Source organism: Micrococcus sp. HG099 (assembly GCF_024723355.1).
GTDB lineage: Bacteria > Actinomycetota > Actinomycetes > Actinomycetales > Micrococcaceae > Micrococcus > Micrococcus endophyticus.
The window spans coordinates 1-11,571 of sequence record NZ_JANQCJ010000074.1; the positions used below are offsets into that span (position 1 = coordinate 1).

The following is an 11,571-nucleotide window of genomic DNA, read 5'->3' on the forward strand; positions in this document are numbered from 1 at the left end:
GGGCGGAGCGGCGGGCCTCGGGCTCGGGGGCGCGGGGCGGCTGCAGGTTCGCGTCGATGGAGATGGCCAGCAGGATCTCCTCGCGGAACTCCGCGGTGAGCGCGTCCGTGAGGGCCTCGGCCACCTGCGCGCCCTGCAGGGTCTCGCGGGTGGTCTCGTTGGGCACCGCCAGCAGGAGGGTGTTGCCGATCAGCCCCTGCGGCTGGGCCAGGTAGACGAAGCCCATGAGGCGGGCGCTGACCCGCGCGTCGTCCTCGAGGGCGCCCACCACGGAGCGCCACGAGCTGAGCACGGCCTGGTCTGCCACCACGGAGGCTTCCTTTCCTGGGGCAGACGGCCCGGAGTGGGGGACGGCTGCGCGGCACGGACGACGGTGCTGGGAGTCTAACGGTTGTCCACAGGGTTGTGCACAGAGGGTGGACAACCCCTATCATCCTGTGGACGACGCTCCGGACGACCGCTGTTCCGGGGCGTCCTCGCGCACCCGTTTGACCCTCCCGCGCCCCCGGCACTAGAGTTGCCTGGTCCCCCGGGCGTCGATCCATCGTGCCCGCCGGGGATTTCATGTCAGAGCCTCACCGGTCCTTCCCCCTGGTTCACCTGCTCAGGTCGACGGTCGAAGGCACACAACACGTCGTGGAGTGATCACAGTGACCAAGCGCACGTTCCAGCCCAACAACCGCCGTCGTGCCCGCAAGCACGGCTTCCGCGCCCGCATGCGCACCCGCGCCGGCCGCGCCATCCTGGCCGCGCGCCGCGGCAAGGGCCGCGCCGAGCTGTCCGCCTGAGGACGCCGCTTCAGGGCTGGCGCGCTCCGTGCTGCCCCGTGACCGGCGCGTCCGCACCCCCGCGGAGTTCCGCCACCTCGGTCGCACCGGCACCCGAGCGGGCCGGCGCACCGTGGTGGTGAGCGTCGCCACGGACCCCGACCACACCCGGTCCACGTCGCCGAGCGTCCCTCGGCCGCGGGCCGGGTTCGTCGTGTCCAAGGCCGTGGGCAACGCGGTCACCCGCAACCGGGTGAAGCGCCGGCTGCGCGCCGTCGTCGCCGAGCAGATGCGCACCGCCCCGCTGCGGGAGCTGCCCGTGCTGGTGCAGGTCCGCGCGCTGCCGCCGGCGGCCGAGGCGGACCACGCGCTGCTGCGCCGCGAGACCGTCGGCGCGCTGGCCAAGGCGCTCAGGCCGCACCTGCCCGCCGTCCCCCGGGACGAGGCCTAGATGGCCGTCACGCCCTCGCCGTTCACCGTGCTCGAGCCCTCCCGCGAGTGGGGCCCGGTGCGCGCGCTGCCCTCCGCCCTGCTGGCCGGGCTGCTGACCGTCTACCGGGCGGTCGTCTCCCCGCTGTACGGGCAGGTCTGCCGGTTCTTCCCCAGCTGCTCCGCCTACGGGCTGGAGGCCGTGCACGTGCACGGCGCGGTGAAGGGCTCGTGGCTCGCGGCGCGGCGCATCGGCCGCTGCCACCCCTGGAACGACGGCGGCGTGGACCCGGTCCCGCCCGGCCACCGGCGCTGGCCGCCGGGCCGGCAGCCGCGGATCCTCACCCTGAACCACCCTCCCATCCCACCTGATCTCCCGCAGGAGGATTGACCCCCATGTTCGAAGCCATCCTCGCCCCGTTCCGCTGGCTCATGTCCTGGCTGCTCGGGGCGTTCCACACCGTGCTGGAGTTCGCGGGCATGCCCGCCGACTCCGGCTGGACGTGGGCGCTGTCCATCCTCCTGCTGGTGGTGCTCATCCGCACCCTGCTGATCCCGCTGTTCGTCAAGCAGATCAAGGCGCAGCGCGCCATGCAGGCCATCCAGCCCGAGCTGCAGAAGCTGCAGGCCAAGTACAAGGGCAAGAAGGACCAGCTCTCCCGCCAGGCCATGGCCATGGAGCAGCAGGCGCTCATGAAGGAGCACAAGGCGAACCCGTTCGCCGCCTGCCTGCCCCTGCTGATCCAGATGCCGTTCTTCTTCGCCCTGTACCAGGTGCTGATCGGCGCGCGCGGCGCGTCCGAGCGCGGCGAGTCCATGGACGCCCTGTCCGCGGACCAGATCCGCTCCTTCGAGGGCTCCACGATCTTCGGCGCCCGCATGTCGGACACCTTCCTGAACTCCTTCGGCGATCCGGGCAGCGCGCCCGTGATCATCACGGCGATCGTGCTGATCGTGCTGATGTCGGGCTCGATGTTCTACATGCAGAAGATGCTCATGACGAAGAACATGACGCAGCAGGCCCTCTCCGGGCCCATGATGCAGACGCAGCAGATCATGCTCTACGCCATGCCCCTGATCTTCGGCATCGGCGGCATCAACTTCCCCATCGGCGTGCTCCTGTACTGGACCTACTCCAACTTCTGGGCCGTCGGCCAGCAGTGGTGGATCATCCGCAACAACCCCACCCCGGGCTCCCTCGCCGAGCAGGAGCTCAACGAGCGCCGCGCCGCCAAGGGCCTGCCCCCGGTCGGCCAGAAGGTCACCGACTCCAAGGCGGAGCCCTCCTCCGCCCACACCCAGGCCGCCGGCGGCGGCACCGCCACGCTCAACGGCGAGCCGGTGCGCGACTCGGGCCAGCGCGTCCAGCCGCAGCGCAAGAACCGCAGGAGGAAGTGAGCATGTCCGCCGAGAACGTGAACCCGGCCGCCGAGGCCGAGGACGCCGTCGTCGAGACCACCCCGGCCCCCGACGCCCCGCAGGCCCCCGCGGCCGAGGGGCGCACGGGCTCGGACGCGGCCGTGGCCGCCGGCGAGGGCGCCGAGGCCTCCGCCGCGGAGTCCGCCTCGGACGGCGTGCGCCGCCTCGAGGAGGAGGGCGACGTCGCCGCCGACTACGTCGAGGAGCTGCTGGACATCGCGGACCTGGACGGGGACATCGACATCGAGGTCCGCGACGGCCGCACCTACGTGTCCGTGGTGTCCGAGGACCACGACGAGCGCCTCAACGCCCTCGTGGGCCGCGACGGCAAGACCCTCGAGGCCCTGCAGGAGCTCGTGCGCCTGGCCGTCCTGGCCGCCACGGGGCACCGCTCCCGCCTCATCCTGGACATCTGCGGGCACCGGGAGCGCCGCGACGCCGACCTGCGCGAGACCGCCCAGGACGCCGTCGAGCGCGTGCGCGCCGGCGAGGGCCCCGTGCACCTGTCCCCCATGGGCGCGTACGAGCGCAAGATCGTGCACGACGTGGTGGCCGACGCCGGCCTCGCCTCCGCCTCGGAGGGCGAGGGCGCCCGCCGCCACGTGGTGATCTCCGCGGATGCCTGAGCAGGCCTCCCCGTACGAGCGCCGGCCTGGCCTGGACCCGAAGGAGCGCGGCGACCGCCCCGCCCCCGTGGGCCAGCCGGCGCCGCCGCTGACCGACGCCCTGCGACCGGCCGCCGTCGAGCTGTTCGGCGAGGACCTGCCCCGGGCCGAGCGCTACGTGGCGCACCTGGCGGACACCGGCATCGAGTGGGGCCTCATCGGGCCCCGCGAGGCGCCCCGCCTGTGGGAGCGCCACGTACTCAACTGCGCCGTGGTCGAGGAGCTGATCCCCGAGGGCGCCCTCGTGGCGGACGTCGGCTCCGGCGCCGGGCTGCCCGGCCTCTGCCTCGCCCTGGCCCGCCCGGACTGCCGATTCCTGCTGATCGAGCCCCTCGAACGGCGCGTGGAGTGGCTGGACATGGTGGTCGAGGACCTGGGGCTGGAGAACGTGGACGTGATCCGCGGCCGCGCCGAGCAGGTCTCCGGGAACCTCGACGTCGACGTCGTCACCGCTCGCGCCGTGTCCGCGCTGAAGACCCTCGTGCCGCTGACCATGCCGATGCTGCAGGGCGACGGCCGGCTGCTGGCGATCAAGGGCCGCGCGGCGGCCGACGAGATCGCCGCCGCCCGCAAGGTCCTGCGCAAGTATGGTGGAGACGAGCCCGAGATCCTCACGGTGGGCGAGGGCCTGCTGCCCGAGACCACCACCGTCGTGCGCGTCAGCGCGCGCCCCCGCTGACCCCTCCCCCACCGGGACGTCGGCGGGGCCCGACGGCGAGGGATCCGCACACCCCTGACCAGAGAGGTACAGCCGCATGGCCCAGGAGCAGGAGAGCCGGGGCGGGGCCTGGAGGGCCCTGCGCCAGAAGTGGTCCGGCCGGTCCGCCGAGAAGGGCGCCGGCGAGGCCGAGGAGTCCTCGCGGCTCAAGGCGCGCCGCCTGGCGCGTCCGGAGCGCACCCGCGTGTTCACCACGTCCAACCAGAAGGGCGGCGTCGGCAAGACGACGACGACCGTCAACCTGGCCGCGGCCCTCGCCCGGGCCGGGATGCGGGTGATGGTGATCGACATCGACCCGCAGGGCAACGCGTCCACCGCGCTGAACATCCCCCACACCGGCGACGTCGCCTCCGTGTACGACGTGCTGCTGGGCGAGATGGAGATGCACGACGTGGTGCAGGACGCCCCGGACGTGGACGGCCTGCAGGTGGTGCCCGCGACCATCGACCTGGCCGGCGCCGAGATCGAGCTGGTCTCCCTCGTGGCCCGCGAGCAGCGTCTCTCCCGCGCCCTCGAGGCGTACACCGCCTGGCGCGAGGAGAACGGCCAGGAGCGGCTGGACTACGTGTTCATCGACTGCCCGCCGTCCCTGGGCCTGCTGACCGTGAACGCGTTCGTGGCGGCCGAGGAGGTGCTCATCCCCATCCAGGCCGAGTACTACGCCCTCGAGGGCCTCTCGCAGCTGCTCAAGAACGTGCAGATGATCCAGAAGCACCTCAACCCCAAGCTGCAGGTGAGCACGATCCTGCTCACCATGTTCGACGCGCGGACCAATCTCGCCGTCCAGGTGGCGGAGGAGGTGCGCGCGCACTTCCCCGAGCAGCTGCTGGGCACCGCGATCCCCCGCAATGTGCGCATCTCCGAGGCGCCGAGCTACCAGCAGACCGTGCTCACCTACGACCCGACCTCCGCCGGCGCGGTGGCCTACCGCGAGGCGGCCGCCGAGATCGCCGGCCGCGGCGCCCCGGCCGCGAAGGGCTGAGGACCGGCACACGCCGCCTGAGGCGGCCACTGCGCACGAGCACGACGACGGAGCCCGTCGGTGGGAGCGATCCCGCCGGCGGGCTCTGTGCGTGGGTGTGGTGGCTGTGGGCGGGCGTGGGGGCGCTGAGTGTGTGGGCCGTTGTGGACCCCACCGAGGACGGTCACCCGCCCTGCTGTGGACATCCATGCCGAAGAGCAAGCGATTCGCCTTGATGCGTGCCCATACGCATGTTTCACGTGAAACGCGACGCGGCGCTGAGACCCCACGCCCGACGAGGCCAGGCTGCGAGCGGACATGGTGGTGACGCTGACGACGGATGGCCTCCGTCGTCGTTGCCGGATGACCGCGGACAGCATGCACGGGCCAGTGATCATGAGTGGGGCCGTCGGGCCGTCGACGCCGCCGGTTGGCGGCCGAGCGGTCTGAGCGACGCCCCGTCCCCGTGCCTGAAGCGGGCGGGGAGGGCGGGCGTACGCTGCGTGCCAGCCATCGGTCCGGCACCCCGTGGGTCGGGCACGAGCAGGACAGCCGCGCTGACCGATCCCTCCTCGACCACTCCCCCGCCCACGACTCTCCCCGCCGACCGAACCGGGTGTGCGCGGCGCAGCGAGGGCGGCCGGCGTAGATACGGTCCGCCACTCCCCCGGCCCCGCGCCCGGTCCCTCTCCACCGCGCCTGAGCCAGTCACGGGAGAGTGCAAGTATGGGTCTGTGGACAATGCGCCTGCAGTGGTGTGGATGAATCTTGAGGCTCATACGGGCCCCCGGCCGACCACGTCAGCGAGCTGTGCGCTCCAATGTATACACAAAACCCGTATCACTGGGATTCCGGGACTGACGAGCTCCGATCCCCATGACATCGAGCTGTTGGTATGTGGACAACCTCTGTGGACAACATGGGTGGTGGAGGCTGACTCTCGGGTCGGTCTCTGTGAAAAGCGAAGGGCTGGCGGAGTGACATGGTGCTTCGGAGACCGCGACCCGGGGACTCGACCCGCCAGTCCACTGAGCCACTGCGTCGTTCAGCGTCAGCCTGCCGGGCCCCTCCCCCGCCCCTGCGCCGCCCCGCAGCGCCTGCATGCCTCCCCTTCGTCCCGTTGCGGGTCGAGTCCGGGACAGGGGTGGGGCCAGCCGTCGAGTTCTTGGCCTCCGATGCCTCCTCCCCTTCAATCCCCGGAACCGCATCGGACGAACGTCGCGTCTGAGCGCCGGCTCGCCGATATGGCCATGACCAAGGACCCCTGTTTCACGTGAAACGACGGCCTGGGGTGCGGAACGCGTTGGGCCGGAGGTGGTTCTGGTGTCACCTTCAGCGCCACTTGCCGCGTGCAGCAGGTCACCATCGGCGACGGGTGCGCGCGTGGAACCGGGTGTTCGACGCGATTCGTGAGAACACGCTGAAAGTGGTATCTGTTGAGGCTCGAGTCAAGACAACTCGCCATGAGGGAGATCATCTCCTCGAAGAAGAGCGTGGCGACGCCGACTATTCGGCCCCTTGGGTCGGTTTTCCGCATCCACGTCCCCACCGGCAGTGTGAACGGCGTCGCCGATCACACCGCCGCAATGTACTCTCCCACGACCGTTGGTGACTACTCCCAGCCGTCATGGAACCCGGCATCGTTTCACGTGAAACATGCCGCGGACTGGTTTGGTCGAGACCCTGCAACCCGTCAAATGATGGACCTTCGGGTGCCTGACTACTTTCACGTGGCGTGGAGGATCTCTACCTCGGAGCTAGGACGATCTCGCCTGGGGCCGAGGGTGGGGTTCTCCGCACAAGCCGTCCATCCACCCCGCAGCACACAAAAGACTGCCGTCCGGGTTGTTTCACGTGAAACAGGTGCGTTGGCACTGGGCGTTCACGAACACACTGGGATTGATCCGAACGCACCCGTTGTACCGGAAGAACCGGAAGAACCGGAAGAACCGGAAGAGCCTGACGCGCCACGGGCCACGCGCCAAAGTGCCCGCTGTGTCGTCTATACACTGCTCGGTTTAACTCGGCTCGCTCTGAGCACCCCCACGATCACTCAAGGGAGCACCTCTGCCACATCCCTCGTCCATGTTTCACGTGAAACGCGCACCTGCTTCAGCACTCGGCACCACCTTGTCGGTTCGACGGGACATGAGCGTGGAATCCCCATTGGAGGGGAGGGCGGGGACACGGGCGTGCTGCCGCACCGTGCCATAGGTGAGATCTGAACCCGGTAAGGCAGCTCGAATGTTGAGGCCTGGGCATCACCGTTCGGGTCTTCTCGTCCCCCGGCTGCCGGCGGTCCCGGGGCGGAACGGCGGGGGAGGGGAATGTCCGCGATTCGGCTGGCACTACAGCCACCATGCAAGAGAATCTCGGGACAAAACGAAGGATCTAGTGATATGAGTGGGAATCCAAGGTATAGCGGCGACGTCCCGGCGCGTGGAGAAAGCGGCAGGCGGTTCCGTTTCACGTGAAACATCAGACAACGGCCGGCCCGGGCACAGGGGACCGTGGACACTGAACACGATCGCCGTGAGTCGCGGCCGGAGGAGACGCAGCGTCTCAGTGGCTTCATTGCCTCACGGGATGAAGTTGTCGGCGGGTTGAGCAAGGCGAACGGAGAACACCGTTTCACGTGAAACACAACCCACCGTCTCACCGCCACGAGCCAGGGAACTCGAGGCCGCGCAGACACCCTCCACGGCCTAGACTAAAGGCCGACCCATCACAGCAGGAGGACCCTTTGAAGACGAGCCGTCGAGGAGGCCTGGGCCGAGGCCTCGGCGCCCTGATCCAGAGCACCGCCGAACCCGTTGACGAGGCCCCGCAGGAGGCCGACGCCACGGCCGAGGACGCCACCGCTCCGACCGCGGCTCCCGCGGAGAAGAAGGCGGCAACGTCCTCTGCGCGACGCTCGTCCAAGGAGACCTCCGACGCGAAGGCTCCCGCGGCGCGTGCTGCGTCCGCATCCAAGACAAACGGAGGGGCGGCCGAGGAGGCCGCCGCGGACAAGAAGGCCGGGTCCGCAGGACGCGCGCCCGCGGCAGCGAAGAAGACCGCCCCCACCAAGAAGACAATCTCCTCCACTGGAGAAGCCAAGGCGAACTCCGCGGCAGCCCCGGCCGCGGCCCGCAAGACGCCCACCCGGGCGGCGCAGCGGCCGGTCGACGTCTTCTTCTCCCCGGATCCGGAGGACGCGCCCGCCGCCCGCCGCGGCACCAAGGCGCGTCCGGCCATGCCCACGGTGAAGGCGCCGACCAAGCGTGAGGCGGCGTCGTCGTCGGGGGAGGAGGCCGCCGCCGGCGCGCCCACCGCGGCCGAGGGCACCGTCTCCACGGACATCGCCGTCCTTCGGGAGATCCCGGTCGGGGACATCCACCCGAACCCCCGTCAGCCCCGCGAGGTGTTCGACGAGGAGCACATGGCGGAGCTCGTCACCTCGATCCGCGAGGTCGGCATCCTGCAGCCGATCGTCGTGCGCGAGGTGGACGGGCCCACCCCGTACGAGCTGATCATGGGCGAGCGCCGCTGGCGCGCCACCCAGAAGGCCGGGCTCGACGCGATCCCCGCGATCGTCCGCCAGACGCCGGACCAGGACCTTTTGCGCGACGCCCTGCTGGAGAACCTGCACCGCTCCCAGCTCAACGCCCTCGAAGAGGCGGCGGCCTACCAGCAGCTCATGGAGGACTTCTCCTGCACGCAGGAGGAGCTCGCCGAGCGCATCGGCCGCTCCCGCCCGCAGATCTCCAACACCCTGCGCCTGCTCAAGCTGCCGCCGCTCGTGCAGCGCCGCGTGGCCGCCGGCACCCTGTCCGCGGGGCACGCCCGCGCCCTGCTCGGCCTCACCGACCCCTCGGACATGGAGCGCCTGGCCCAGCGGATCCAGTCGGAGGGCTTGTCCGTGCGCGCCACGGAGGAGGCCGTCGCGCAGCTGCAGGGCGGGCTGCGTCCGGGCCGCACCCCGCGGCGCACGGCCGACGACGTCCGTCACGAGCGCCTGGACCACTACGCCACCGCGCTCACCAGCCGCCTCGACACCTCGGTGAAGATCACCCTGGGCGCCCGCAAGGGCCGCATCGCGATCGACTTCACCACCGTGGAGGACCTGAACCGCATCATGGACGTGATCCAGGGGGAGAAGGGCGGCCGGGGCGCCGCGTCCTGACCCCCATCCGCCCCTGGTCGGACGAAGGCCCCGGCCCCCGCAGTGAGCGGGTGCCGGGGCCTTCGCGTGGGGAGGGGTCTCAGCCGAGGAGGGCGGAGAACTCCTTCTCCAGGGCCGCCTTGGGCTTGGCGCCCACGGACTCGGCGACCTTCTCGCCGCCCTGGAAGCCCAGCACGAGGGGGATCGAGGTGACGCCGAAGCGGGCGGCGGTGGCCGGGTTCTCGTCCACGTTGAGCTTGGCGATCACGGCCTTGCCCTCGTGCTCCACGGCCATCTCGTCGAGGACCGGGCCCAGCATGCGGCAGGGACCGCACCACTCGGCCCAGAAGTCCACGAGGACGGGCAGCTCGGACTGGAGGACCTTCTGGTCGAAGTCGGCGTCGGTGACGTTGATGGTGCTCATGGCAACCTCCTTGGTGGGAATACGGGTCTGACCTGGGCGTTCATGGTTGTCGGCAACTTCACTCATGACGGGGTGTCAGGAGCGAAGCCGCAGTGGGTCATGCCGGGTTGGCGTCGGAGTCCGGCCCGGCGGGGGCGGCCTCCTCCACGTCGGCCACGGTCGCGAGGTAGTGCTCCACGTCCTGCGCGGCCACGCAGCCGGAGCCGGCGGCGGTGATGGCCTGGCGGTAGGTGTGGTCCGTGACGTCGCCGGCCGCGAACACGCCCGGCAGGGAGGTGCGCGAGGAGGGGTGCTCGATGCGGATGGTGCCATGCTCGGTGAGCTCCAGCTGGCCCTGCACCAGGTCGGTGCGCGGGTCCTGGCCGATTGCCACGAACAGGCCGGTGACGTCCAGGGTGGACTCCTCGCCGGTCTGCGTGTCCCGCAGGCGCAGGGTCTGGACCTTGTCCCCGCCGATGACCTCGGCGACCTCCGTGTTCCAGCGGAACTCGATCTTCTCGTTCTCCAGGGCGCGGCGGGCCATCACCTTGGAGGCACGCAGTTCGTCCTTGCGGACCAGGACGGTCACCTTGGAGGCGAACTTGGTGAGGAACAGGGCCTCCTCCATGGCGGAGTCGCCGCCGCCGACCACGGCGATCTCCTGCTCGCGGAAGAAGAAGCCGTCGCACGTGGCGCACCAGCTGACGCCGTGGCCGGAGAGGCGCTCCTCGCCCTCCACGCCGAGCTTCCGGTAGGCGGAGCCGGTGGTGAGGATGACGGCGTGGGCGCGCAGCTCGGTGCCGTCGCCCAGGGTGAGCACCTTCGGGGAGGCGGTCAGGTCGGCCTTCACCACGTCCTCGTAGAGCACCTCGGTGTCGAAGCGGCGGGCCTGAGCCTCGAGGTTCGCCATGAGCTCCGGGCCCTGGATGCCCTCCGGGAAGCCGGGGAAGTTCTCGACCTCGGTGGTGTTCATCAGCTCGCCGCCGGCGGTCACGGAGCCGGCCACCAGCACGGGCTGCAGGTGCGCGCGGGCGGTGTAGATCGCGGCGGTGTAGCCGGCGGGGCCGGAGCCGACGATCACGACGTTGTGGACGCTCTGGTCCTGGGCGGTGGGGGCCACGGGTTCCTCCAGGGGATCGGGGTGGTGGGCGCTCGTCCGGGTCAACGGCGCGGGCACGGGCGGGTATTCCGTGGGGCGTGCCCACGGGGCGGCACGGCACGACGGCGGCCGGCGGGTCCGGCGCGCCGTCGTGCGTGCGCGGGGGTCAGCGGACGCCGATCTCCCCGAGGCGCAGGCCGAAGGGCAGGTCGGGGGTGGTGCCGTCGAGGCGGGGCAGGGAGGTGAGGCTGACGATCACGTACTCGGCCTCGGCCTCCGCGCCGTCGAAGGGCACCGGGACGGTGACGGAGTCCTGGTCGAAGGTGCCGTTGCCGATCTCCCTCGCGTTCTCACCCTCCGGGGAGTCGGCGATGTAGGCGAACCAGGCGCCGCCGGTGGCGCCCGTGCTCTGCAGGGTCACCGCGTTCACCTCGGCGCGGTCCTCGAGCTCCACTACGAGGTTCATGCTCTCCACGTAGCCGCCGAAGTTGGGGCGGGCGTAGGCGAACGTGCGCCACGCGGTGGAGGGGTCGCCGTCGATGAGGTTGGGCAGCTCGCCGTCGTGCTCGGACTCGTGCGCGGGCAGGTCCGGGACCATGCGCAGGGCGCGGGCCGGCTGCGGGGCCGCGGCGGCGGTCTCGGATTCCGTGGGGGAGGCCGAGGTGCTCGCGGCGGGGGAGGGCTCGGTGGGGGAGGCCTCGTCGGACTGCGTGGGGGCGGCAGGCGTCGGGTCCGTGCCCTCGACGGTCTCGGTGGGGGAGGCGGGAGGGGCGGCCTGCTCGGTGGGGGCGCCGCGCAGGTTCTGGGCCAGCAGCACGCCGCCGAGGACGAGGGCGCCCACCAGCACGGCGAGCAGCAGCAGGGCCAGCGGCCATCCGCCGCGGCGGGACCCGCCCTGGTCCGGGTCGACGGGGGCGCCGCCGTCGCCGTCCGCGGGGGACGTGCCCGCGGCGGTCGCCTCGGGGG

The 11,571-nt window shown here is 71.2% G+C and carries 10 protein-coding genes and 2 pseudogenes; 8 read left to right on the plus strand and 4 right to left on the minus strand.

From position 1 onward, the window contains the following. A pseudogene (locus NWP10_RS07640) lies at nt 1–310 on the minus strand (chromosomal replication initiation protein DnaA); the annotation flags it as partial. Nucleotides 311–650: 340 nt separating this feature from the next. On the opposite strand from NWP10_RS07640, the gene rpmH reads away from it, so the two are divergent. The 8 genes from rpmH (at nt 651) to NWP10_RS07680 (ending at nt 9,124) form a co-directional block, all read left to right on the plus strand. Then, the gene (gene rpmH, locus NWP10_RS07645) at nt 651–788 is read left to right on the plus strand and encodes a 50S ribosomal protein L34 (RefSeq protein ID WP_017489453.1); all 138 of its coding nucleotides are present in this window, start codon (nt 651–653) and stop codon (nt 786–788) included. Nucleotides 789–816: 28 nt separating this feature from the next. After that, entirely contained in the window at nt 817–1,218 is a 402-nt protein-coding gene (rnpA, locus tag NWP10_RS07650) for a ribonuclease P protein component (RefSeq protein WP_184172902.1), read from the plus strand. Next, entirely contained in the window at nt 1,219–1,587 is a 369-nt protein-coding gene (yidD, locus tag NWP10_RS07655) for a membrane protein insertion efficiency factor YidD (protein ID WP_017489451.1), read from the plus strand. Nucleotides 1,588–1,592: 5 nt separating this feature from the next. After that, nucleotides 1,593–2,594 (plus strand): membrane protein insertase YidC, encoded by a 1,002-nt coding sequence (yidC, locus tag NWP10_RS07660; protein ID WP_184172904.1) that lies wholly within the window; start codon nt 1,593–1,595, stop codon nt 2,592–2,594. Nucleotides 2,595–2,596: 2 nt separating this feature from the next. Next, nucleotides 2,597–3,241: a R3H domain-containing nucleic acid-binding protein gene (locus tag NWP10_RS07665; protein ID WP_258300444.1), complete on the plus strand. Its 645-nt coding sequence runs from the start codon at nt 2,597–2,599 to the stop codon at nt 3,239–3,241. After that, nucleotides 3,234–3,959, plus strand: a complete 726-nt coding sequence (gene rsmG, locus NWP10_RS07670) for a 16S rRNA (guanine(527)-N(7))-methyltransferase RsmG (RefSeq protein ID WP_258300445.1) — start codon at nt 3,234–3,236, stop codon at nt 3,957–3,959. The genes NWP10_RS07665 and rsmG overlap by 8 nt, the downstream gene beginning before the upstream one ends. Before the next feature lie 76 nt (nt 3,960–4,035). Then, entirely contained in the window at nt 4,036–4,980 is a 945-nt protein-coding gene (locus NWP10_RS07675; RefSeq protein WP_246416932.1) for a ParA family protein, read from the plus strand. Between the two features lie 2,722 nt (nt 4,981–7,702). After that, nucleotides 7,703–9,124: a ParB/RepB/Spo0J family partition protein gene (locus tag NWP10_RS07680; protein WP_258300446.1), complete on the plus strand. Its 1,422-nt coding sequence runs from the start codon at nt 7,703–7,705 to the stop codon at nt 9,122–9,124. 79 nt (nt 9,125–9,203) lie between these two features. Here NWP10_RS07680 and trxA read toward each other — a convergent pair whose 3' ends face one another. From trxA to NWP10_RS07695, 3 genes and pseudogenes are all read right to left on the minus strand, one after another. Next, complete coding sequence (gene trxA / locus NWP10_RS07685; RefSeq protein ID WP_017489444.1) at nt 9,204–9,527, minus strand: thioredoxin; 324 nt, start codon at nt 9,525–9,527, stop codon at nt 9,204–9,206. Nucleotides 9,528–9,624: 97 nt separating this feature from the next. Continuing rightward, nucleotides 9,625–10,626, minus strand: coding sequence for a thioredoxin-disulfide reductase (gene trxB / locus NWP10_RS07690; protein ID WP_184172908.1), 1,002 nt, complete (start codon nt 10,624–10,626; stop codon nt 9,625–9,627). Between the two features lie 145 nt (nt 10,627–10,771). Continuing rightward, nucleotides 10,772–11,571: pseudogene (locus NWP10_RS07695) on the minus strand (hypothetical protein); the annotation flags it as partial.

Coding starts and splice junctions, on each gene's coding strand:
- yidC (WP_184172904.1), top strand. CDS start 1,593: ATGTTCGAAGCCATCCTCGCCCCGTTCCGCTGGCTCATGTCCTGGCTG.
- yidD (WP_017489451.1), top strand. CDS start 1,219: ATGGCCGTCACGCCCTCGCCGTTCACCGTGCTCGAGCCCTCCCGCGAG.
- trxA (WP_017489444.1), bottom strand. CDS start 9,527: ATGAGCACCATCAACGTCACCGACGCCGACTTCGACCAGAAGGTCCTC.
- NWP10_RS07675 (WP_246416932.1), top strand. CDS start 4,036: ATGGCCCAGGAGCAGGAGAGCCGGGGCGGGGCCTGGAGGGCCCTGCGC.
- rsmG (WP_258300445.1), top strand. CDS start 3,234: ATGCCTGAGCAGGCCTCCCCGTACGAGCGCCGGCCTGGCCTGGACCCG.
- NWP10_RS07665 (WP_258300444.1), top strand. CDS start 2,597: ATGTCCGCCGAGAACGTGAACCCGGCCGCCGAGGCCGAGGACGCCGTC.